This window comes from Chelatococcus sp. XZ-Ab1 (assembly GCF_029309855.1).
Taxonomy (GTDB): Bacteria; Pseudomonadota; Alphaproteobacteria; order Rhizobiales; family Beijerinckiaceae; genus Chelatococcus_A; species Chelatococcus_A sambhunathii.
This window is the reverse complement of sequence record NZ_JARKII010000003.1, coordinates 196436-217611: the sequence shown is the minus strand read 5'-3', so window position 1 is coordinate 217611 and position 21176 is coordinate 196436. Positions and strand designations below refer to the sequence as shown.

Annotated in this window: 21 protein-coding genes; 9 read left to right on the top strand and 12 right to left on the bottom strand. The window is 67.3% G+C overall.

The genetic code is table 11. The annotated features are described in order from the left end of the window. The first annotated feature begins 40 nt into the window (after positions 1–40). Positions 41–1468 carry a murein L,D-transpeptidase family protein gene (locus P2T65_RS06845; RefSeq protein WP_055459484.1) on the top strand — a complete coding sequence of 476 codons (1428 nt, stop codon included), beginning with the start codon at positions 41–43 and terminating at the stop codon, positions 1466–1468. Positions 1469–1534: 66 nt separating this feature from the next. On the opposite strand, the gene P2T65_RS06840 is transcribed toward P2T65_RS06845, so the two are convergent. From P2T65_RS06840 to secA, 3 genes are all read right to left on the bottom strand, one after another. Continuing rightward, positions 1535–3328 carry an SLC13 family permease gene (locus P2T65_RS06840; protein WP_063186749.1) on the bottom strand — a complete coding sequence of 598 codons (1794 nt, stop codon included), beginning with the start codon at positions 3326–3328 and terminating at the stop codon, positions 1535–1537. A gap of 98 nt (positions 3329–3426) precedes the next feature. Continuing rightward, positions 3427–4560, bottom strand: a complete 1134-nt coding sequence (locus tag P2T65_RS06835; RefSeq protein WP_055459482.1) for an AI-2E family transporter — start codon at positions 4558–4560, stop codon at positions 3427–3429. Between the two features lie 105 nt (positions 4561–4665). Further along, complete coding sequence (gene secA / locus P2T65_RS06830; RefSeq protein ID WP_276199466.1) at positions 4666–7443, bottom strand: preprotein translocase subunit SecA; 2778 nt, start codon at positions 7441–7443, stop codon at positions 4666–4668. 377 nt (positions 7444–7820) lie between these two features. Between secA and P2T65_RS06825 the strand changes: the two genes are divergently transcribed. The 4 genes from P2T65_RS06825 to P2T65_RS06810 all read left to right on the top strand — a co-directional run bounded on the left by P2T65_RS06825 (position 7821) and on the right by P2T65_RS06810 (position 11161). Beyond that, entirely contained in the window at positions 7821–8744 is a 924-nt protein-coding gene (locus P2T65_RS06825; protein WP_245282576.1) for a peptidylprolyl isomerase, read from the top strand. 103 nt (positions 8745–8847) lie between these two features. After that, complete coding sequence (argJ, locus tag P2T65_RS06820; protein ID WP_276199465.1) at positions 8848–10089, top strand: bifunctional glutamate N-acetyltransferase/amino-acid acetyltransferase ArgJ; 1242 nt, start codon at positions 8848–8850, stop codon at positions 10087–10089. A gap of 10 nt (positions 10090–10099) precedes the next feature. Beyond that, on the top strand, positions 10100–10498 hold the full coding sequence (gene mutT / locus P2T65_RS06815) for an 8-oxo-dGTP diphosphatase MutT (RefSeq protein ID WP_276199464.1): 399 nt from the start codon (positions 10100–10102) through the stop codon (positions 10496–10498). A 456-nt stretch (positions 10499–10954) separates the two neighbouring features. Then, positions 10955–11161, top strand: a complete 207-nt coding sequence (locus tag P2T65_RS06810) for a hypothetical protein (protein ID WP_071923050.1) — start codon at positions 10955–10957, stop codon at positions 11159–11161. 56 nt (positions 11162–11217) lie between these two features. Here P2T65_RS06810 and P2T65_RS06805 read toward each other — a convergent pair whose 3' ends face one another. From P2T65_RS06805 to P2T65_RS06795, 3 genes are all read right to left on the bottom strand, one after another. Further along, positions 11218–11682 carry a thioesterase family protein gene (locus tag P2T65_RS06805; RefSeq protein WP_055459478.1) on the bottom strand — a complete coding sequence of 155 codons (465 nt, stop codon included), beginning with the start codon at positions 11680–11682 and terminating at the stop codon, positions 11218–11220. After that, a complete protein-coding gene (locus P2T65_RS06800) occupies positions 11679–12836 on the bottom strand; it encodes an iron-containing alcohol dehydrogenase (protein ID WP_063186735.1) in 1158 nt (385 codons plus the stop codon). Before P2T65_RS06800 ends, P2T65_RS06805 begins: the two co-directional genes overlap by 4 nt. Before the next feature lie 120 nt (positions 12837–12956). Beyond that, complete coding sequence (locus P2T65_RS06795) at positions 12957–13862, bottom strand: methyltransferase domain-containing protein (RefSeq protein WP_055459476.1); 906 nt, start codon at positions 13860–13862, stop codon at positions 12957–12959. Positions 13863–13934: 72 nt separating this feature from the next. Between P2T65_RS06795 and P2T65_RS06790 the strand changes: the two genes are divergently transcribed. From P2T65_RS06790 to guaD, 4 genes are all read left to right on the top strand, one after another. Further along, positions 13935–14711 carry a ComF family protein gene (locus P2T65_RS06790; protein ID WP_063186732.1) on the top strand — a complete coding sequence of 259 codons (777 nt, stop codon included), beginning with the start codon at positions 13935–13937 and terminating at the stop codon, positions 14709–14711. Between the two features lie 57 nt (positions 14712–14768). Beyond that, entirely contained in the window at positions 14769–15026 is a 258-nt protein-coding gene (grxC, locus tag P2T65_RS06785; protein WP_063186730.1) for a glutaredoxin 3, read from the top strand. A 33-nt stretch (positions 15027–15059) separates the two neighbouring features. Next, positions 15060–15527 carry a DUF1178 family protein gene (locus P2T65_RS06780; RefSeq protein WP_276199463.1) on the top strand — a complete coding sequence of 156 codons (468 nt, stop codon included), beginning with the start codon at positions 15060–15062 and terminating at the stop codon, positions 15525–15527. Between the two features lie 77 nt (positions 15528–15604). Continuing rightward, positions 15605–16921: a guanine deaminase gene (guaD, locus tag P2T65_RS06775; RefSeq protein ID WP_276199462.1), complete on the top strand. Its 1317-nt coding sequence runs from the start codon at positions 15605–15607 to the stop codon at positions 16919–16921. Here the strand turns inward: guaD and P2T65_RS06770 are convergent, their stop codons facing one another. The 6 genes from P2T65_RS06770 to P2T65_RS06745 form a co-directional block, all read right to left on the bottom strand. Beyond that, complete coding sequence (locus P2T65_RS06770; protein WP_276199461.1) at positions 16922–17980, bottom strand: nitronate monooxygenase; 1059 nt, start codon at positions 17978–17980, stop codon at positions 16922–16924. It abuts the gene before it with no gap. A gap of 113 nt (positions 17981–18093) precedes the next feature. Next, the gene (locus P2T65_RS06765) at positions 18094–18489 is read right to left on the bottom strand and encodes a Na+/H+ antiporter subunit G (protein WP_055459472.1); all 396 of its coding nucleotides are present in this window, start codon (positions 18487–18489) and stop codon (positions 18094–18096) included. Positions 18490–18510: 21 nt separating this feature from the next. Further along, complete coding sequence (locus P2T65_RS06760) at positions 18511–18780, bottom strand: K+/H+ antiporter subunit F (RefSeq protein ID WP_055459471.1); 270 nt, start codon at positions 18778–18780, stop codon at positions 18511–18513. Next, complete coding sequence (locus P2T65_RS06755; protein WP_055459470.1) at positions 18777–19268, bottom strand: Na+/H+ antiporter subunit E; 492 nt, start codon at positions 19266–19268, stop codon at positions 18777–18779. Before P2T65_RS06755 ends, P2T65_RS06760 begins: the two co-directional genes overlap by 4 nt. A 3-nt stretch (positions 19269–19271) precedes the next feature. Then, positions 19272–20807, bottom strand: a complete 1536-nt coding sequence (locus P2T65_RS06750; RefSeq protein ID WP_055459469.1) for a monovalent cation/H+ antiporter subunit D — start codon at positions 20805–20807, stop codon at positions 19272–19274. Continuing rightward, on the bottom strand, positions 20804–21175 hold the full coding sequence (locus tag P2T65_RS06745) for a Na+/H+ antiporter subunit C (RefSeq protein ID WP_055459468.1): 372 nt from the start codon (positions 21173–21175) through the stop codon (positions 20804–20806). Before P2T65_RS06745 ends, P2T65_RS06750 begins: the two co-directional genes overlap by 4 nt. Between the last annotated feature and the right edge of the window lies 1 nt (position 21176).

Below are 21176 nucleotides of genomic sequence, written 5' to 3'. Positions count from 1 at the left end.
GTGCCCAGCGCCCGGCATCAGGGAAGCGAGAGGTTGCGTTATGCTCAAGCGATTGCTGCTGGTCTCGACGATGGCTCTTGCGGTGGCAGCCTGTGAGGACGACGCCACCTACTCGCGCAGCGTGCGTGCCTCCCAGCCCGTTCCGAGCAAGACGCTCTCCCTCATGGAGCAGAAGGACATGTCGCGGTACGCGCCGGTCCTGATCCGCTCCTACAAGAAGGAATCGGAGCTTGAAGTCTGGAAGCAGACCAAATCCGGCAAATACGCGTTACTGAAGACGTTTCCCATCTGCCGCTGGTCGGGCCAGCTCGGTCCGAAGAAACGCGAGGGCGACCGGCAGGCGCCGGAAGGCTTCTATGCCATCACGCCAGCCCAGCTCAATCCGAACTCGAGCTATTATCTCTCGTTCAACATGGGCTATCCCAACGCCTACGATCGCGCCTACGGTCGCACGGGTGCCCATCTCATGGTCCACGGTGCCTGCTCATCGGCCGGCTGTTATTCGATGACCGACGAGCAGATCGCCGAGGTCTATGCCATCGTGCGCGAGGCTTTCGCCGGCGGACAGAAGGCGGTGCAGATGCAGGCGATGCCGTTCCGCATGACGGCGGAGAATCTCGCCAAGCATCGCTACGACCCGAACATGGCCTTCTGGCGCAACCTGAAGGAAGGTGCGGATCACTTCGAGGTGACGAAGCAGGAACCGCAGGTTGCCGTCTGCGGCAAGCGCTACGTCTTCAACGCCAGGCCGGCCGATGGCCAGCGCCTCGATCCCTCCGCGGCCTGCCCGCCGCTCAATGTCGACGAGGACATCGCCGTGGCCGTGGCGCAGAAGCAGCGCGCCGACGAAGCGAAGGTCGCCGATCTCGTCAACAGCGGCACCAAGGCCATCAAGCTGGTGTATGCCGATGGAGGCCAGCACGAATCCTTCCGCCGCCGGACGGCAGCCGTTGCCGAAAGCAACGTTGGCGTCTTCGCCCAGTCCAGCCGGCCGGAGTTCGAAGTCAGCCGGCCTGATGCGCTGGAAAGCGGGCCGCAGGTCGTGGAGCTCGACAGCAGCGGCCGGGAACGGCCGGTCGAGACCTCCAAGCCAGTCCAGATCGCGACATCGCTCCCTGCTGGGCCCGTAGCAGCGCCGGCTTCGGCCGCCCCTGCTGCGATGCCGGTCGTCACGGCCCCTGCGCCACAGGCGCAACCTGTCGTCGCCTCGGCGTCGAGCGGGCGGCCGCTCGTCGATCGCATCCTTTCCTTCGGTGGTCTTTTCGGCTCCAAGGACGAGCCGCAGGCCGAGACCGCGGCGATGCCGGCACCGGCCGAGGCGCCGCTGCCGCCGCGCCGTCGCGGCGCCGATGCCTCTTCGGGGGCCGCCAACAAGAAGGATCGGCAGGCTGTGCTGCCGCCCGTAATGCATGGCGCCCAGGCGGCCCTGCCCTCGCGTCTGTCGGCCCATTGGGAACAGACCAACTGACTTTTCCGCCCGATCCGAATCGGGAGAGAAGCGGCCGTCTCCGACGGCCGCTTTCGTTTTGCGGCGTTACAGCGGCCAAACGACGAGGATGACAGGGATCGACACGCTCACCATCAGGATCTCGAGCGGAAGGCCGAGACGCCAGTAATCGCCGAAGGAATAGCCGCCGGGACCCATGATAAGCGTGTTGTTCTTGTGGCCGATGGGTGTGAGGAAGGCGAGCGAGGCGGCGACGACCGTCGCCATCAGGAAGGCGTCGGGATTGACCGACAACGTCCGTGCCGTCTCGATGGCCACAGGGCCCGCGATGACCATGGTCGCGACATTGTTCAGCATGTCCGACAGGATGACGGTGACGAGCATCAGGCCGACGAGGGCGACCACGGGCGAGTGGCCCTGGGTCACAGCGACGATCAGGTTGGCGACGAGAGCCGTGCCGCCGACGCTCTCGAAGGCGGCGCTGAGCGGCAGGAGGGCGGCGAGCATAACGACGACCGGCCAGTCTACCTGGTCGTAGACCTCGCGCGGCGTCACGAGGCCCGTGGCGGCATAGCCGACGACGGCGATGGCGATGGCGGTGGTGAAGGAGATGAAGCTGGTGCTTGCCGCGATGATCGCCCCGATGAACAGGCCGAGCGCGACCACGACGCGCCAAGTACGCGCCGCCTGAACGCTCGTTTCGCTGAGCGGCATGGTGCCGAGCCAGTTGACGACATGGGCGAGCGCGGCCTGAGGCCCGGTCAGCAGCAGCATGTCGCCCGGCTCGATGATGCGCGAGCTGATCCGTTCGCGGAAGGTGCGTCCCTGCCGGGAGATGCCGAGCAGAGTCACGCCGAAGCGCGAGCGCAGGCGGAAGGCCTCGGCCGATCGCCAGGCAATGCGGGAATCGGCCCGCACCACGGTCTCGACCAGGGCCGGTTCGCCGGCGCGGGCGGCATCCTCCGCCTCCGGCGCATCGACCGAGATATCGTCCTTGGCCTGCTCGAGCGCGAGGGCCTTGATGAAGGCGGCGACCGCGTCGGCCGAGCCTTCGACCTCGAAGAGATCGCCTTCGCGGATGGTGGCGAAGCGGGCACGCCCGGGTAGGCGCCGCCCGTCGCGGATCAGGCCCAGGATGACGACGTCGGCCGCCTCGCTCTCCTCGTCGAGCTGGGCTACAAGGCGCCCGATGGCCGGCGATTGGGGCGAGACCGCAAGCTCGACGACGAAGTCGTCGATGCGGGCCGGCTCTGGCACCTGCCGACCTGCCTTAGCACGGGGAATGAGGCGCCAGCCGCCGAAGGCGATGAAGAGAATGCCGGTAATGGCACAGACGAGCCCGACGGGAGCGAAGTCGAACATCCTGTAGGGCGCCCCCAGCGCATCCTGACGGAAGGTGGATGCGACGATGTTCGGCGGGGTACCGATGAGCGTGACGAGGCCGCCGAGGATCGTGGCGAAGGCGAGCGGCATCAACGTCAGCCGCGGCGAGCGGCCGGCCTTGCGGGCGGTATTGATATCGATCGGCATCAACAGCGCCAGCGCCGCGACATTGTTGATGAAGGCCGACAGGGCGGCGCCCACACCGCCGATGACAGCGATATGAACAGCGATGGGGCGACCGGGCCGGACGATCCGCCGGGCGATGATGGAGAGGGCGCCGCTGTTCTCGAGCGCACGCGAGGCGATGAGCACGAGCGCGACGACGATCACGGCCGGATGGGCGAAGCCGCTGAAGGCATCCTTTTCCGGCACGACGCCGACGATCACTCCGATGAGAAGACCCGCCATGGCGACGAGGTCGTGTCGGATGCGCCCCCAGAGCAGCAGGGCAAGAACGCTGCCCATAAGGGCGAAGAGGATCATCTGCGGTTGCGTCATGCAGCCTCACGGATGCGGCAAGACTGGCGGGCGCCAGTCTCAGTCGGATGGCGGATCCGGTTGGTGATGGTGGCCGGCCGGAGGGGCCGCGCGCAAGATCAGCCCGGCAGGCTCACCTCATCCTTGGGGAAAACGTGCTCGAGGACCACGACCGCGACGATGAGGATCGGCACCGCCAGGAACGCACCGATGGGCCCCCAGATCCATGTCCAGAAGGCTACGGCAAGAAAGATGATGAACGGGTTCAGCGTGAGGCGGCGGCCGACGATGCTCGGCGTGATGAACTGGCCCTCGAGTGTTGTCAGCGCGAGGAAGACGACCGGTGGCAGAACCGCCATGCCGAGCGTCTCGAAGGATACGAGGCCGACGGCGAAGATCGTTAGCGTCGTGAGGACCGCGCCGATATAGGGGACGAAGTTCAGCATGAAGGCGAGCAGACCCCACAACGCGGGGCTGGGCAGGCCGATGAGCCACATGGCGATGCCGGTTGCGATGCCAAGTCCAGCGTTGATCATCGTGACGGTGCCGAGATAGCGGCCGAGGGCCCGCTCGATATCCGAGACGATCTGCAGCGCCATAAGGCGTGCCTCGCGCGTCATGAAGCCAACGACGAGCCGCCGCTTCATCTGAGCCCGCCCGGCGAGGAAGAAGACGAGGGTGCCGGCGAAGAGAAGGAACTGCGCCACGGCTGGTGTTGCTGCGGCGAGCACCGTCTCGAGAAGCGAAGTCTCGCTCACCTGAACGTCGATCACGCCGCCCCGGCCGACATCGGACAGGCCGCGTTCGATGCGCCGCAGGAAGCCCATGGGTTCGCGCAGGGCCTGAAAGCGCTCCTCGAGGATTCCGCCGAGTTCCGGCGCGCGCTCGACCCACATGTTGACCTGATCGGAGAAGGTGAGCGCCAGAAGATAAAGGGCCGCGACGAAGATCGACACGAGACCGATGGAGCCGAGGAAGGGTGGAACGCCCCGGCGCGCCATGTGCTCCACCAGGGGGCCGACGATGCTGCCGACGATGATCGCGGCGCAGACGGGTGCTGTGACCGCCCGTGTCGCCATCAGTACCGCGCCGAAGGTCATCACGAAGATGCCGATCACCGCAAGGCGCGCGATCGTCTTCCAAAACAGTTCCTCGTCGACGGGCGTCGTCCCGGCCGGATCGGTGACAGGCGCATCCCGACGGTGGGACAATGCAGGCCAGCGCAGCCGACGCCTGTAGTTTCGCAGATCCATGGCGACCGCCCGTTTCCGCCCGCACGCCACCGCGCGATGGCTGTGCGAAGCAACGTGCCGCCGGCCATATTGTTCCGCGCATCCGCTGCCGCCTCGGCGGGCGGGTCAGGCGAAGGCTCCGTGGCAGTGCTTATACTTCTTGCCTGATCCGCAGGGGCAGGGGTCGTTGCGCCCGACCTTGCCCCAGGTCGCGGGATCGTTCGGATCGCGCGCTGCCTGTGCGCCCGTTTCGTTCGCGATCGGGGCCAGTGCGAGCGCCAGCTCGTCCTCGCCGGTGAGCGGGTCGAGGTGGTGCGCCTGCATGGGCGGTAGCTGCGCCTCGGCCGGGGGTTGGAACATCACTTCGACGCGCATGAGCTGGGCCGTCACGTGCTCGCGCAGATGGTCGATGAGGCCGTCAAAGAGCTGGAATGCCTCGGCCTTGTATTCGTTGAGCGGATCGCGCTGGGCGAGGCCACGCCAGCCGATGACCTGCCGGAGGTGATCGAGGGTGACGAGATGCTCGCGCCAGAGATGGTCGAGGGTCTGCAGCAACACCTGCTTCTCGACATAGGTCATGACCTCGGGCGTATTCTTCTCGAGTCGGGCCGCATAGGCCTCGTTCGCGGCTTTCAGCAGGCGCTCGCGCATCTCCTCGTCGGCGATGCCCTCCTCCTTCGCCCAGTCGGCGACGGGAATATCGAGGTTGAGGATCCGACCGACGCTTTCCTCCAATCCGGCGACGTCCCACTGCTCGGGATAGGCACCCTCGGGGATATGCTTGGCGACGATGTCGTCTATGACCGTCTGGCGCATGTCGTCGATGGTTTCACGCACCGACGCGGCTGCCATAAACTCCCGACGTTGCTCGAAGACGACCTTGCGCTGGTCGTTCATGACGTTGTCGTACTTCAGGATATTCTTGCGAATGTCGTAGTTGCGCGCTTCGACCTTGCCCTGCGCCTTCTCGATGGCCTTGTTGATCCACGGATGGATGATGGCCTCGTCCTCCTTCAGCCCGAGTCTCTGAAGCATGCCGTCCATGCGGTCGGAGCCGAAGATGCGCATCAGGTCGTCCTGAAGCGACAGGTAGAACTTGGAGCGGCCGGGATCGCCCTGGCGACCGGAGCGGCCGCGCAGCTGGTTGTCGATGCGCCGGCTCTCGTGGCGCTCGGTGCCGAGCACGTAGAGGCCACCGGCCTCGAGCGCGCGCTGCTTGAACTGGGCAACCTCAATGCGGATCGCCTCTTCCTTCGCCCGGCGCTCCTCGCCCTCGGGCATTTCACCGAGCTCGTGGGCGATGCGCATGTCGGCATTGCCGCCGAGCTGGATGTCCGTGCCGCGGCCGGCCATGTTGGTGGCGATGGTGATGGCGCCCGGCACGCCGGCCTGGGCGACGATGAAGGCCTCCTGCTCGTGGAAGCGCGCGTTGAGCACGGCGAAATGCTTGGACGGCTTGCCCGAGCGGGCCGCCTCGAACAACGGTTTCAGGGCATCCTCCCGGCCGAAGTCGATCTGCTTGAAGCCGCTGCGGGAGAGCGCTCCCGCGAGCTGCTCCGACTTCTCGATGGAGGTCGTGCCGACGAGGATCGGCTGGCCCTTCGCGGAGGCAGCCTCGATCTCGCGGATGATCGCCTTGTACTTCTCCTCGGCGGTCCGATAGACCTCGTCGTCCTCGTCGAGGCGCTGCACGGGCAGGTTGGTCGGAATCTCGACCACCTCGAGCCGATAGATGTCGGCGAACTCGTCGGCCTCGGTCGCCGCAGTACCGGTCATGCCGGCGAGCTTGTCGTAGAGGCGGAAATAGTTCTGGAAGGTGATGGACGCGAGCGTCTGGTTCTCCGGCTGAATCTGCACGCGCTCCTTGGCCTCGAGCGCCTGGTGCAGGCCTTCCGAATAGCGCCGCCCCGGCATCATGCGGCCGGTGAACTCGTCGATGATGACCACCTCGCCGTTGCGGACGATGTAGTCCTTGTCGCGTTGGAAGAGCGTGTGGGCGCGCAGCGCTTGGTTGACGTGGTGGACGATGGTCGCGTTGTTCGCCTCGTACAGTGAGCCCTCCTTGAGGATGCCCGCCTCCTCGAGGAGCTGCTCGATGTGCTCGTTGCCCTTCTCCGTGAGGGAGACGGCGCGCTGCTTCTCGTCGACCTCGTAGTCTTCTTTGACGAGCTTCGGGATCACCGCGTCGATGGCATTGTACAGCTCGGAGCGGTCGTCGAGCGGTCCCGAGATGATGAGTGGCGTTCGCGCCTCGTCGATGAGGATCGAGTCGACCTCGTCGACGATGGCGAAGTTGTGCCCGCGCTGCACCATCTGCGCGAAATCATACTTCATGTTGTCGCGCAGGTAGTCGAAACCGTATTCGTTGTTCGTGCCGTACGTGATGTCGCAGGCGTAGGCGGCCTTGCGCTCACCGTCATCGAGCCCGTGGACGATGATGCCGACGGTGAGGCCCAGGAAGCGATAGACGCGGCCCATCCATTCGGCGTCGCGGCGGGCGAGATAGTCGTTGACGGTGACGACGTGCACGCCCTTGCCGGAAAGCGCGTTGAGATAGGTCGGCAGGGTGGCGACGAGCGTCTTGCCCTCACCGGTACGCATCTCGGCGATGCCGCTCTCGTGCAGCACCATGCCGCCGAGGAGCTGGACGTCGAAGTGGCGCTGGCCGAGCACGCGCTTGGCCGCCTCGCGCACGGTGGCGAAGGCGGGCACCAGAAGGTCGTCGAGGCTGCGCCCGGCCGCGAACTGGCGCCTGAACTCCTCGGTGCGGGCGCGCAGCGCCTCGTCGCTCAGCGCCGCAAGCTCGGGCTCGAGCGCGTTGATGGCCGCAACCTTCGGCTTGTACGCCTTGAGACGGCGATCGTTGGCCGAGCCGAAGATTTTTTTTGCGAGAGCGCCGAACATCGATGGCCTTTCCGGACGGTACAGATCTTGCGGTACTATCTTGCGCGCGGGTCATGCGCCCGAGGAGCCGCCGAGCGGGCGGAACTCCTATCGTCGCGCGACAATTACCCGGCGCGGGCGCGCCGGTCCAGCACAAGCTCTGAAGGTTGCGCGTCGCTGGTCCGCCGGGATGCCGTCGGGCGGGCGAGACCCTCGCGCCACATGGGATCGAGCCACCGCAATGTCAACGCTTTCAACAGCGGAAGGGGCGCGTCCCGGACGATTTGTCCCTTGCAAACCGCCGACGCTTCGGCCACTCATGCCGACCATGATGCCGGCTGGCCCAGCGCGAGCGGCCCGTCGGCCCATGTCCCATGCTGCTCGCGCCGGACCGATCCATGAAACGATTTCGCCCGCATGCCCTCGTCCTGCTGACCGGTGCCGCTTTCCTCGCAGGTGCGGCGGCCACGGCCCAGACGTCGGCGCCGGCGCAGCCGGCACCCGCGCAGAGCCAGGCAGCGGATGAGGCGAAGGTGCTCGCCCGTGTCGACGGCGAGCCCATCACCGCCCTCGATCTCGAGATCGCGGCGCAGGATCTCGGCGACCGGCTGCCGGCCATGGCCGACGCCCAGCGGCAGGACTATCTCATCGGCTATGTTATCGACCTCAGGCTCGGCGCCAAGGCCGCAAGGGCCGCGAAGGTCGATGCCGCGCCCGACTTCGAGCGTCGCTTGGCCTATTACCGCGACAAGGTGCTGCTCGACGAATACCTGCAGAGGCAGGTCGAGCAGGCCGTCACGCCGGAGGCCGCCAAGGCGCTCTACGACGAGACGATGAAGAACCTGAAGCCGGAGGACGAGGTGCGTGCCCGGCATATCCTCGTCGAGAACGAGGAAGATGCCAAGAAGGTCGTCGCACGCATCGAGGCGGGCGAGGACTTCGCCAAGGTCGCCGGCGAGATGTCGAAGGATCCCGGCTCGGCCAAGGAGGGCGGCGATCTCGGCTATTTCACGAAGGACCGGATGGTGAAGGAATTCGCCGAGGCCGCCTTCGCGCTCGCGCCCGGCAAGGTCTCGGCACCGGTCAAGTCGCAGTTCGGCTGGCACGTCATCAAGGTCGAGGACAAGCGCGAGAAGCCGCTGCCGACCTTCGACGAGGTCAAGGAGCAGGTCGAGGCCTATCTCGCCCGCAAGGCGCAGCAGGACCTCATCCTCGCCCTGCGCAAGGACGCCAAGATCGAGCGCCTCGACAAGGCCGACGGTGCAAAGCCCGGCGAGAAACCGGCCGAGGGCGCGACGCCCGCCGAGCCGAAGAAGAACTGAGCAGGAACCGAGGCACCTTCCTCGCGGGCCGGCCCGTCCGGGCCCGGCGCGCGAGGTTCCGCCGCCCGAGAGGGCACCGCACAAGGGCATCCCGAGGCATCCGATGTCCACTACCGTCTCCCCGCTTGCTCCGAAATCCGTGCCTGACATGCCCGCCGTCGAGGGCGTGCGCTTCGCGACCGCCGCGGCCGGCATCCGCTACAAGAACCGCACCGATGTGCTGATGGCGGTGTTCGACGAGGGTACGACGGCGGCGGGCGTCTTCACCCGCTCCAAATGCCCGTCGGCCGCGGTCGACTGGTGCCGGGAGCACCTGGCTGCCGGTACGGCGCGGGCCCTCGTAGTCAATTCCGGCAATGCCAATGCCTTCACCGGCATGAAAGGGCGCGACGCGGTGGCTCTGACGGCGAAGATCGCCGCCGCTGCCGCCGGTTGCCGTCCGGAGGAGGTGTTTCTCGCCTCCACCGGTGTCATCGGCGAACCGCTCGATGCGACGAAGTTCGAGGGCGTGCTGGCCGACTGCGTGAAACGTGCCGCGGGCGGGCCGTGGATCGAGGCGGCCCGCGCCATCATGACCACGGACACCTTTCCGAAGGTGGCGACGCGCACGGTCAATCTCGGTGGCGTGCCGGTGACCATCAACGGCATCGCCAAGGGGGCGGGCATGATCGCGCCGGATATGGCGACCATGCTGTCCTTCGTCGTCACCGATGCACCGATCGCCGCGCCCGTCCTGCAGCGCCTCCTGGCGCGCGGTGTCGAAGGCACCTTCAACGCGGTGACGGTGGACGGTGACACCTCGACCTCCGACACCTTGATGCTGTTCGCCACCGGCGCGGCGGCGAAGCGCGGCGCGCCCCGCATCGACGAGGCAGGTGATCGCAGGCTCGCCGCCTTCCGCAAGGCGCTCGGCGAGCTCCTGCTCGATCTCGCCCAGCAGGTGGCGCGGGACGGCGAGGGCGCGCGCAAGTTCGTCGCCGTCACCGTCGAGGGGGCGGTCAGCGCCGCCTCGGCCCGGCGCATCGCCTTCTCAATCGCCAATTCGCCGCTGGTGAAGACGGCGGTGGCCGGCGAGGACGCCAACTGGGGCCGTATCGTCATGGCCGTGGGCAAGGCCGGCGAGCCGGCCGAGCGCGATAGGCTCGCCATCTTCTTCGGCAACATCCGCGTGGCGCATGAAGGGGCGCGCGATCCCGCCTATGACGAGGCCGCCACCTCCGCCTACATGCAGGGCGAGGAGATCGCCATCCGGGTCGATCTCGGCCTCGGCCGCGGCAAGGCGACGGTGTGGACCTGCGACCTGACGAAGGACTATGTCGCCATCAACGGCGACTACCGCTCGTGAGGCGCGGGGCATGAAGCTCGTCCTCGTCGCCGCCTGCGCCATCATCGACGTCGACGGGCGCGTGCTCATCGCCCAGCGGCCCGAGGGCAAGCAACTCGCCGGCCTGTGGGAGTTCCCCGGAGGCAAGGTGGAGCCCGGCGAGCGGCCGGAGGAGACGCTGATCCGCGAGCTTCACGAGGAACTCGGCATCACCGTCGCGGAGCCGTGCCTCGCCCCGCTCACATTCGCGAGCCACGCCTACGAGAGCTTTCATCTCCTGATGCCGCTCTACGTCTGCCGGCGCTGGGAGGGCACGCCCATGTCGCGCGAGGGGCAGGCGCTCAAATGGGTGATGCCGAACCGCTTGCGCGACTATCCCATGCCGCCGGCCGACGAGCCGCTGATCCCGCATCTGATTGCGCTAATGTGAGCGCGCTTAGATTTGCCGGCTATAGTTTTCGGCGATGTGTCTCAAAAGCTACAAGCGGATTTTGGATTATCCAATCTATCCACAATCTGCACATTTTGCTTTTTGCGAGCGAATGCGTTGAGGGCTCTGCGCAAAAATGCGCTTCTAATCCAACACCCTAGCCGCGTTCTTATGAACGAAAGCGCTCAATCGAAGTGCAACCAGCCTACCAAGGTATTGCGATGAGAACTTTCCCAGAACGGGAAAGTCGAGCGGAACCTTGACAGGTTTCCGAGTCGATCTGATTATTATCAGAGCGATTCCATATCGCGAAAAGGGAAGGCTCGCTCCGCTGCAACGGAGCGAGCCTTGAATGAAGCGGCCCTGTTGGGGCAACTTGATGTGATCACGTACGCACACTGCGTGTGTTCGCGTTCGCTGTCAACCCCCTATGGGCCTCATATAAGGACAGGCTATATGACGGCACGTAGGCCCAGTTATAAGTTAACGTTTGAAGACGCAGTTCAAATCCATCTGCGAATTCAGGCAGGTGAATTGCAAAGTCGAATCGCCGCTGATTACGACGTCAATGGCGGTCGGATTTCTGAAGTAAATACCGGCAAGTTGCATCCTGGAAGTGCCGATGTTGCGCGACAGCGCTACGGCAGTCACCGTGCAGCCTGAACATTAGAGGATGGGCGGCTATTGCCGCCCATCCGCGTCTAAATGTTAGTCGCTGTTTAATGGCTGGCTAATTTCTGCAGCGCCATCCTGATCTTGTCCGAGATTTCCACAGGCCTCTGGCTGTCTCGTTCCACATAGACATGGACGAAGTGGCCGCGCGCCACGGCCTCGTCCGCGCCGGCGCGGAACACGGCGACGTCGTAAGTGACGGACGAGCGGCCGAGGCGGGAGACGGCGAGTCCGACCTCGAGCGTGTCAGGATAGGCGGTGCTCGCGAAATAGGTGAGGCCGGTTTCCGCGACGAGGAAGACGTGCGGGCTCGTGGCGATGTCGATGAGGCCGTTCTCGATGAGGAAGCGGTTCACCGCCGTGTCGAGATAGCCGTAGTAGACCACGTTGTTGACGTGGCCGTAGGCGTCGTTGTCGTGCCAGCGCGTCTCGATGGGGTGGAAGTGGCGATAGGCCGCGCGGCCGGGCCGCGTCCGCCGGGCCTTGGCCGGCGCGGGCGGATAATGGTTCACCAGGCGGCCTCGTAGATGGAGAGGGCGTCGGCCTCGCTGAGGGGACGCGGGTTGTTGACGAGCAGGCGGGTCTGCTTCATCGCGTCATGCGCCAGCCGGGCGAGATCCTCCCGCGGGATGCCGACGTCGCGCAGGCGTTGGGCGAGGCCGACCTCCTCGCACAGGTGCGTGAGTGCCTCGACGAAGGCCTCGGCCCGCCGTGCCACGGGCACCTCGGCGAGCCAGGGAAAGGCGCATGGGGCGATCTCGGCATAGGCGCGGCCGCAGGTCTCGGCGTTGAAGCGCAGCACGTGCGGCAGCACCAGCGCATTCGAGAGGCCGTGCGGCACATGGTAATGGCCGCCGACCGGATAGGCGAGGGCGTGCACGGCTGCGACCGGCGAATTGGCAAAGGCCTGGCCGGCGAACATGGCGCCGAGCAGCATGTTGGCGCGCGCCTCCACATGCGTGCCCTCGCGCACGGCCGAGCGGATGTCGCCGCCGAGGAGCCTCAGCGCCTCCTTGGCGAGCAGGCGCGAGACGGGATTGTTGTTGGCGCTCGCCGAGGTATAGGCCTCGATGGCGTGCACCATGGCATCGATCCCCGTCGCCGCCGTCACGTGATGCGGCAGCGCATAGGTGAGCTCCGGGTCGAGCAGGGCGATGTCCGGCAGGAGGACGGGCGAGACGACGCCCTTCTTCTCCGCTTCGCCGGTGGTGACGATGGAGATCGGCGTCACCTCGGAGCCAGTGCCCGCCGTCGTCGGTACCAGCATCAGCGGCAGGCGCGGCCCCCTGACCTGGCCGACGCCGTAGATCGAGGAGAGCTCCTCCTCGCCGCGGGCGAGCAGCGCCACGAGTTTGGCGACGTCCATGGACGAGCCGCCGCCGAAGCCGATGACCCCTTGCACCCCTTCGCGCCGCGCCTGTTCGGCCGCAGCGAGCACCACCTTCTCGGGCGGGTCGGCCATCACACCGTCGAAGATGGTCACGGCGATGCCCGCCGCCGCCAGGGACGCGAGCGCACCTTCGTGCAGCTTCGCGTCGACGATGCCTCGGTCGGTGACGAGAATGACGCGCGCGCCGAGCTGGTCGCGGGCGATGTCGCCGATCTGGGCAATGCTGCCGGCCCCGAAGACGACCGTTTTCGCCGTGCTGAAGGTGAAGGGGTGCATCGCCTCCTCCCGTCCCGGGCGGGAACTCGTTCCGAAGCCGGTTTCCTGGGAATGAGACGTGAGCCGCCGGCCGTTGGCAAGACCCTTGCTGCTAGACATATGCGCCGCTTCACGGGGAGCTCAGTCGTCCTTGCCTTCTCCGGGCGGCTCCAGCCCCTTGAGCGCGTCGGCGAGGCGCATCTTCGCCGAGCCGGGCCGCAGCGGCTTCTGCTGGCTCTCGTGAGGCGCCCAGCCCGATAGCCAGACGATGTCGAAGGTCGCCGGGATGCGCCCGTCAGCCATGGCGAAACGCTCGGCATAGATGGCAGCGGCGCGCATCAGGGTCGCCCGCCGCAGGGGCGTGCGACGCCGCTCGGCCAGCGTATTGGTGAGGCCCATGGCCCGGAGGTCGCGCATCAGCGCGAAAGCGTTGTCGTAGCGCACGGTGAGCGTGTCGACATCCGTCACCGGCAGGGCAAGGCCGGCACGCTGCAGGAGCGCGCCGACATCGCGCAAATCGGCGAAGGGGGCGACGCGCGGACTGACGCCGCCCTCGATCTCCGCCTCGGCCGTCGCGAAGGCGGCGCGCAGCTCGCTCAGCGTGCCGCCGCCGAACAGGCAGCCGATGAACAGCCCGTCGTCGACGAGGCAGCGGCGGATCTGTGCGAGCGTGCCGGGCAGGTCGTTGACGCCGTGCAGCGCAAGCAGCGAGACGACGAGGTCGAAGCTCTTCGGCGCGAAGGGGACGAGTTCCTCGTCCGCCACCACCGCGGCCGCGCCGGAGAGGGCGGGGCGGGAAAGATACAAAACCGGGGCGGCGCGCAGGACGTGCTCGACCTGGCCGCTTGCCGCGAGCGTCGCGACGGCGCCGCAGTGCGGGGAGCCGAGGTCGAGGGCGCGCGAAAAGCTGCGCTTGACGGCCGCGAGCCGTTCGGCAAGCTCGTCGCAGACCTGCGCCAGCAGGAAATCGGCATAGCCGAGGCGCTCGGCGCGCGTCAGGCGCAGCCGCTGCTGCCGGCGGTCGAAGATCTGGGGGGGCTTTGTCATGGCGCGTGATCCGTTGCGGCCTTATGGGCCGTTGTGCCGGCAAGGTCAAAGCTTTCCGCCGGCCGTTCGTCCATGAGCCAGATCGCTGGCTCGCCCCTCGCGGTCCGCCTGCGGCGCTCCGTCCGGCGGGTCGGGACGATGCTGGCGGACCTCCTCTATCCGCCGCGCTGTGTCGCCTGCGGGGCGGCGACGGCCGAGGCGCACGCGCTCTGTTCCCGCTGCTGGGGCGGCCTCGCCTTCATCGAGCGGCCGTTCTGCGAGCGGCTCGGCACGCCCTTCGCCGTGGACATTGGCGGCTCGCTCCTGTCGCCGGCGGCTATTGCCGACCCGCCCGTCTTCGGCCGGGCGCGGGCGGTCGCCCGGTTCGACGGCGCGGCGCGCGAGATGGTGCACCGGCTGAAATACGGCGACCGGATGGACCTCGCCGAAGCCATGGGCCGCATGATGGTGCGGGCGGGTGGCGAGATCCTGGCCGAGGCAGAGGTTCTTCTGCCCGTGCCGCTGCACCGCACGCGGCTCTTCTCGCGACGGTTCAACCAGGCGGCGGCGCTCGCCCGCGTGGTCTCCCACCACGCCGGCGTGCCGTGGGAGGCCGAGGCGCTGCGCCGCGTCAAGCGTACGCGGCCGCAGGCGGGCCTCACGCGGCCGCAGCGGGCGGGCAACCTGCAGGGCGCCTTCGCGGTGCCGCCGGAGCGGCGCGTGGCGGTCGAAGGCCGGTCGGTGGTCCTCGTCGACGACGTGCTGACCACGGGGGCCACGGCCAATGCGGCGAGCCGCGCGCTGCTGCGTGCCGGAGCGCGGCGGGTCGACGTGCTCGCCTTCGCGCGAGTTGTCGTCGGCGGGGAATGACCCCTATATGACAGGAAAGGCGCCGCGGGCCGGCGCGCGTGAAGGTAAGGCAGGAGTATGGCTCCCATCGTCATCTATACCAAGTCCTGGTGCCCCTATTGCAGCGCCGCCAAAGATCTGCTGCAGCGCAAGGGGGTGCCGTTCGAGGAGATCGAGATCACCGGCCGCAGCGAGCTGCGCGAGGAGATGATCGAGCGGGCGGACGGGCGCACCACCGTGCCGCAGATCTTCATCGGCGAGCAGCATATCGGCGGCTGCGACGACCTCTATGCGCTCGACGCCCGCGGCGGGCTCGACCCGCTACTCGTGGCGTGAAGCGCGCGGTCCGGACGCCGGAGTGAGCGTGAAATGATCCGCTACGACCTCGTCTGCGACAAGGACCATGCCTTCGACAGCTGGTTCCCCGACAGCGCGGCCTACGAGAAGCTTCTCGCCGGCGGGTTTGTCGCCTGCCCGCACTGCGGCTCCACGAAGGTGGCGAAGGCGATCATGGCGCCCGCTGTGAAGCGCACCGACAAGGGCCGGACGGCGCCTTCGCCGCCCCCGGCGGCCGGCCCGCCCGGCCCGGCGCCCGTTGCGCTCCTGTCGGAAAAGGAGCAGCAGATGCGGGCCTTCCTGCGCGCGGTGCGCCGTCACGTCGTGGAGAACGCCGAGAACGTCGGCGAACGCTTCCCCGACGAGGCCCGGCGCATCCATGCGGGCGAGACGGAGGAGCGCGCCATCTACGGCGATGCCTCGCTCGAGGAAGTGCGTTCCCTTCACGAGGAGGGTATCGAGGTGCTGCCGCTGCCGCGCCTGCCCGAAGAAGGCAACTGATCCGCCCCCGTGAACGGCTTTGACGCCGGTAGCGGCCGGCGTCAATCTGATCGGCACGAACAATGGAGCTTCCGGCCATGGCCGATCCCGCCTGGCGCGCCGTGCGCGGTCGCGTCCTCACTTTCCTTGCGCCGCCGCTCGGGGCGGCGGACGGGGCGAGCTATCGCTATCTCGCCGATGGCCTGGTGCTGGCGCGGGACGGCCGCATTGCAGCCGTCGGCGAGGCGGGCCCGCTTCTCGCGACGCTGCCGGCCGATACGCCGGTCGATCATTACCCGGACGGGCTCGTCCTGCCCGGGTTCATCGATCCGCACATCCATTTCCCGCAGACGCAGGTCATCGCCTCCTACGGTGCGCAACTGCTCGAATGGCTTCAGAAATACACTTTCGTCGAGGAGCAGCGTTTCGCCGATGCCGCGCATGCGGCCGAGCAGGCGGCGTTCTTCTTCGACGAACTCGCCCGCAACGGCACGACGACGGCGCTCGCCTTCTGCTCGGTGCATCCCGTTTCAGCGGACGCCTATTTCACCGAGGCCGAGCGGCGCGGCATGGGCATGCTCGGCGGCAAGGTGATGATGGATCGCAATGCGCCGCCGGCGCTCACGGATACGGCGCAAAGCGGATATGACGAGACGAAGGTGCTGATCGAGCGCTGGCATGGGCGCGGCCGCCAGCGCGTCGCCATCACGCCGCGCTTCGCTATCACCTCGACGCCGGAGCAGCTCGCGGCCGCCGGGACGCTGAAGCGGGAGCACCCCGATCTTCTCGTGCAGACGCATCTGTCGGAGAACCGCGCCGAGATCGAGACGGTGCGCCGGCTCTTTCCCGAGGCCGCCGGCTATCTCGACGTCTACGATCGTTTCGGTCTCACCGGTGAGCGCAGCCTCTTCGGCCACTGCATCCATCTCACCGAGGCCGAGCGGCGGCGCATGGCCGAGACCGGCTCGGTCGCCGTCTTCTGCCCGACATCCAACCTCTTCATCGGCAGCGGCCTCTTCGACATGGGACAGGCGCGCGAGGCGCCGGCCATGCGGGTCGCGGTGGCGACCGATGTCGGTGGCGGCACGAGCTTCTCCATGCTGCGCACCCTCGCCGAGGGCTACAAGGTACAGCAGCTCCTCGGCCGCAACTGGAGCGCGCTGGAAGCCTTCCACCTCGCGACCGCCGGCAATGCGGCGGCACTCGGCCTCGCCGGCGAGATCGGCACGCTGGAGCCAGGGGCCTTCGCCGATCTGGTGGTGCTCGATGCACACGCGACGCCGGTGATGGCGAACCGCATGGCCCGCATCGACGGCAACCTCGAGCAGGAGCTGTTCGTGCTCATGACGCTTGGCGACGATCGGGCCGTCCGCGCCACCTATGCAGCCGGCCGGCTCATCCACGCCGCGTCCTGATCAGGCCTTGCGGCTGGAGAGCCTCGCGATGGCCTCGGCTGTCTCGGCGGCCAGCCGGGCCATGAGCTCCGCCGCGCCCTGGCGGCGGGCGAGGCGCACGCCCTGGCCCGCCCAGAGCGAGAGGTATTCGGAGCGCCCCGCCTTGGCGGCGGCGGTGCGCATCGGCCGTGTCAGGGCGTTCTGCAGCGGGAAGGGGAGGATCGCACCCTTGGCGTCGATCGTCTCCATGAACCGGTTGGCGATGCCGCGGGCCGGCCGGCCAGAGAAGGCGCGGGTCACCCTTGTGGCATCCTCCTTCGCCGAGAGAATGGCCTCGCGATAGGCCTCGGGGATCCCGGCCTCGGCGCAGGTCAGGAAGGCGGTTCCCATCTGCACGGCGCTGGCCCCGAGCGCCAGGGCCGCCGCGATGCCGCGCCCGTCCATGATGCCGCCGGAGGCGACGACAGGGATCGACACTACGTCGGCCACCTGCGGTACGAGCGCCATGGTGCCGATCATGGCGCGCTCGAAAGGCGCGGCGAAGGTGCCGCGATGGCCGCCGGCCTCGCTGCCCTGGGCGACGACGATATCGGCGCCGGCGGCCTCAACGGCCAGAGCCTCCTCGACAGTCGTCGCCGTCGCCGCAAAGAGCATGCCCTTCGCCTTGACGGCCGCCACAACATCCGCGCCGGGCAGGCCAAAGGTGACGCTGAAGAGACCCGCGCCGCTTTCCAGCACCGCCTCCACCTGCTCGGCAAAGGTCTTGCCGGGAGCGTTCGGCATCGCGGGGGCGGGCAGCGCCAGTTCCTCACAGAAGGGAGCGACGGCGGCAACCGCTGCTTCCGCCTCGGCTGGGGTCTGCGGCGCAGGCAGGGGCGCGAACAGGTTGATGCCGAAGGGACGCGTCGTCGCCGCACGCACGGCGGCGGCCGCATCGAGGATTTGCTGCGGCGACAGATAGGCGGCGCCGATCGTGCCGAGGCCGCCGGCCTCGCTTACTGCCGCGACGAGGGCGGGCGTGTCGCCGCCGCCCGCCATCGGGGCCTGGATGACAGGGTGCGTGAGGTGGAGGCGCTGCATGATATCGGTCCGTTCACTCGGGAATGGACGAACGATAGCGCCATGCCATCCATCAGGAAAAATGGTTTTCGACGATCCCTGCCATCTATGAAAGAGATGGCCCGTGGTTGTCCTTACTTGCGCTCGAAGCCAGCTAGCTCGTCCGTCGAGCCCGGGGAGGGGTCGAGTGTCGCCCACCCCTTCTCGCTGCCGGTGGGCGGCAGCTTTGCGCGCTCGCGCCTGTCTCGCAGGATATGCGCCTTGGCGACCATGAAGGCTGTCACCGGTGCCGTCAGGAAGAGGAAGAGCGTGATGAGCAGTTCGTGAATGGACAGGGTGCCGCGCACCACCGCCGCATAGGCCATCGAGGCGATGAGGATGGAGCCGACGCCGAGAGTCGTCGCCTTGGTGGGGCCGTGCAGGCGGCGCATCATGTCCGGCAGCTTGGCGAGCGCGAAGGAACCGACGAGCAGGAAGAAGGCGCCGACGACGATGAGGGCGGCGATGAGGAATTCAGCGACGATGGGCATCGGTCCGTCCCTTGCCGGGGGTCATTCGATCACGTTGCCGCGCAGCAGGTACTTGCAGAACGACACCGTCGTGAGAAAGCCGACCATGGCGAAGAGCAGCGCTGCCTCGAAATAGGTCGGCGCCTCGAACAGCATGGCGATGACGACGATGAGCGCGATGGCGTTGATCACCATGGTGTCGAGGGCGAGGATGCGGTCGAGCACGTCGGGCCCTGCGACGATGCGGTAGACGTTGAGCACCACCGAAAGCCCGATGGCGACGAGCGCGATCTGGCAGGCGAGCGTGATCATTCGAAGATCCTCTTCAGCCGGGCCTCGTAGCGGGCCTTGATCTGGGCCACGGTGCCGGCCGGGTCGTCGACATCGAGGCAGTGGACGAGCAGCGCCCGCCCGTCGGCGGACAGGTCGGTACTGACCGTGCCCGGCGTCATGGTGATGGTGCCGGCGAGCGTTGTGATCGCCTCTGGTGCCGTGAGCTCGAGCGGAACGGTTATGAAGGTGGAGCGCAGGGCGTCGCCCCGGTGGAAGAGGACGAGCCGGGCGACCTGCACATTGGAGACGATGATATCCCACAGCACGACCAGCACGTATTCGACGATCACGAGCGGCGCGCCGATCTTCGGTCGCTCCGGCCAGTAGACGCTGGTGATCTGGGGAATGCCGATGCCGAGAATCAGCCCGAGCACCACGTGGCCGGCCGAGAAGTCATTGGCGAGCAGCAGCCAGACGAGCGTGATGAACAAGGTCAGGATGGGATGGGGGACGAGGATCTTGCGCATGGCTCAAAGTCCCGTCGCGCGGGCGGTCTTGATGGTGCCGAGAACCGCCTCGACATAGGCGCGCGTGTCGAGCGCCTGCTGCGCCGTCTCCGTGACGGCACGGGAGACGGGCGCGGCGAAGACCGACAGCAGGATCATGCCGGCGACGAGGGCGCCGGCGGCCATCGTCGGCAGCGCCCGGCGCTTCGGCTCATCCTCTTGCTCCTGCGGCGGCTGGGCGGCGCTCTTCCAAAAGAGCACGCTGCCGGCCCGGGCGAAGCCGACGAGCATGATGAAGCTACTACCGAGCACGATGGTCCAGATCAGGCCAGCATGGGCGGTCTCGCGCGTCGCGTCGAGGATGAGCAGCTTGCCGAGAAAGCCCGACAAGGGCGGCAAGCCGACCATGGCTATGGCCGCGAGGAAGAACAGCCCGCCATAGACGGAGTCGCGCGGGAAGGGGGGAGCGGCATTCAGCCGGTCGCGCGCCCGACCGCGCCGGACGGCGATGAGATCAACAAGGAGGAAGAGCGCCGCGCCGGCGAGGGTGCTGTGCAGGAGGTAGTAGAGGGCGGCGGCGACGCCGACCTGGTCGAAGAGGCCGACGGCGATCAACAGCGTGCCCATCGAGGCGACGACGGCAAAGCAGACGAGGTCGAGAAGCGTGCGGCTGGCGAGGACGCCGATGGCGCCGATGGCCAGGGTGACGATGGCGGCGGGAATAACCCAAGGTGCCGCGACGAGAGCCAACGGCCCGGCATCGGTACCGAAGACGAGGCCGTACATGCGCAGGACGGAATAGGCGCCGACCTTGGTCATGATGGCGAAGAGCGCGGCGACCGGCGCCGAGGCGGCGGCATAGGTCGTCGGCAGCCACCAGTGCAGCGGCACCAGTGCCGCCTTGATGGCGAAGACCATGAACAGCAGGAGCGCGCCAGTGCGAAGAAGCGCGATGTCTCCCGCGGCAACTTGGCCGGCCTTCACGGCCAGATCCGCCATGTTGAGCGTGCCGGTGACCGAATAAATGATGCCGACGGCGAAGAGGAAGAGCGTCGAGCCGATGAGGTTGATGGTGACGTACTGGAAGCCGGCCTTGAGCCGGCGCGGCCCGCCGCCGTGCAGCATGAGGCCGTAGGAGGCGATCAGCATCACTTCGAAGAAGACGAAGAGGTTGAAGAAGTCGCCGGTCAGGAAGGCGCCGTTGATGCCGAGCAGCTGAAACTGGAAGAGGGCGTGAAAATAGCGGCCGCGGCGATCCCAGCCGTGAATGGCGTAGACGACGACGATGAAGGCGAGACAGGCCGTCAGCAGGAGCATCATGGCCGACAGCCTGTCGAGCACTTGCACGATGCCGAAGGGTGCCGGCCAATTGCCGAGCAGATAGGCACGCGATTCGCCATCGCCGGCCAGCTGGTAGAGGCCGAAGGTGAGGAGGACGAGCATCAGCGTCGCGGCGATCGAGACAATGCGCTGGTGGAAGATGTCGTTGCGCGCGAACAGGATGAGATAGGCGGCGGTCAACGCCGGCAGCAGGGTGGGGGCGACGATCCAGTGGCTCATCGGGACGCCTCCCCGCCACGGGATTCGATATTCGCGCCTTCGTTCATCTCTCGCATGGCGACGTTGTCCGATCCCGTCTCGAGGAAGCTGCGCAAGGCCAGGACGACAATGAGCGCCGTCATACCGAAGGAGATGACGATGGCGGTCAGCACCAGCGCCTGCGGCAACGGATCCGTATAGGTGGTGGCGAGGGGGTGGATGATCGGCGGCTTGTCCACCACGAGCCGGCCCATCGCGAAGAGAAAGAGGTTCACCGCATAGGAGAGGAGAGCGAGCCCGATGATGACCGGGAAGGTGCGCGCCCTGAGAGTCATGTAGACGCCCGCCGCCGTGAGCGTGCCGATGGCGCTGGCGAGGAGAAATTCCATG

What these genes read in the sequence shown, in the direction of transcription:
- P2T65_RS06780 (WP_276199463.1), top strand. Translation starts at nt 15,060, where the DNA reads ATGATCCGCTACGACCTCGTCTGCGACAAGGACCATGCCTTCGACAGC.
- P2T65_RS06845 (WP_055459484.1), top strand. Translation starts at nt 41, where the DNA reads ATGCTCAAGCGATTGCTGCTGGTCTCGACGATGGCTCTTGCGGTGGCA.
- guaD (WP_276199462.1), top strand. Translation starts at nt 15,605, where the DNA reads ATGGCCGATCCCGCCTGGCGCGCCGTGCGCGGTCGCGTCCTCACTTTC.
- grxC (WP_063186730.1), top strand. Translation starts at nt 14,769, where the DNA reads ATGGCTCCCATCGTCATCTATACCAAGTCCTGGTGCCCCTATTGCAGC.
- P2T65_RS06770 (WP_276199461.1), bottom strand. Translation starts at nt 17,980, where the DNA reads ATGCAGCGCCTCCACCTCACGCACCCTGTCATCCAGGCCCCGATGGCG.
- P2T65_RS06840 (WP_063186749.1), bottom strand. Translation starts at nt 3,328, where the DNA reads ATGACGCAACCGCAGATGATCCTCTTCGCCCTTATGGGCAGCGTTCTT.
- secA (WP_276199466.1), bottom strand. Translation starts at nt 7,443, where the DNA reads ATGTTCGGCGCTCTCGCAAAAAAAATCTTCGGCTCGGCCAACGATCGC.
- mutT (WP_276199464.1), top strand. Translation starts at nt 10,100, where the DNA reads ATGAAGCTCGTCCTCGTCGCCGCCTGCGCCATCATCGACGTCGACGGG.
- P2T65_RS06760 (WP_055459471.1), bottom strand. Translation starts at nt 18,780, where the DNA reads ATGATCACGCTCGCCTGCCAGATCGCGCTCGTCGCCATCGGGCTTTCG.
- P2T65_RS06795 (WP_055459476.1), bottom strand. Translation starts at nt 13,862, where the DNA reads ATGACAAAGCCCCCCCAGATCTTCGACCGCCGGCAGCAGCGGCTGCGC.
- argJ (WP_276199465.1), top strand. Translation starts at nt 8,848, where the DNA reads ATGTCCACTACCGTCTCCCCGCTTGCTCCGAAATCCGTGCCTGACATG.
- P2T65_RS06800 (WP_063186735.1), bottom strand. Translation starts at nt 12,836, where the DNA reads ATGCACCCCTTCACCTTCAGCACGGCGAAAACGGTCGTCTTCGGGGCC.
- P2T65_RS06825 (WP_245282576.1), top strand. Translation starts at nt 7,821, where the DNA reads ATGAAACGATTTCGCCCGCATGCCCTCGTCCTGCTGACCGGTGCCGCT.
- P2T65_RS06745 (WP_055459468.1), bottom strand. Translation starts at nt 21,175, where the DNA reads ATGGAATTTCTCCTCGCCAGCGCCATCGGCACGCTCACGGCGGCGGGC.
- P2T65_RS06750 (WP_055459469.1), bottom strand. Translation starts at nt 20,807, where the DNA reads ATGAGCCACTGGATCGTCGCCCCCACCCTGCTGCCGGCGTTGACCGCC.
- P2T65_RS06790 (WP_063186732.1), top strand. Translation starts at nt 13,935, where the DNA reads ATGAGCCAGATCGCTGGCTCGCCCCTCGCGGTCCGCCTGCGGCGCTCC.
- P2T65_RS06810 (WP_071923050.1), top strand. Translation starts at nt 10,955, where the DNA reads ATGACGGCACGTAGGCCCAGTTATAAGTTAACGTTTGAAGACGCAGTT.
- P2T65_RS06755 (WP_055459470.1), bottom strand. Translation starts at nt 19,268, where the DNA reads ATGCGCAAGATCCTCGTCCCCCATCCCATCCTGACCTTGTTCATCACG.
- P2T65_RS06765 (WP_055459472.1), bottom strand. Translation starts at nt 18,489, where the DNA reads ATGCCCATCGTCGCTGAATTCCTCATCGCCGCCCTCATCGTCGTCGGC.
- P2T65_RS06835 (WP_055459482.1), bottom strand. Translation starts at nt 4,560, where the DNA reads ATGGATCTGCGAAACTACAGGCGTCGGCTGCGCTGGCCTGCATTGTCC.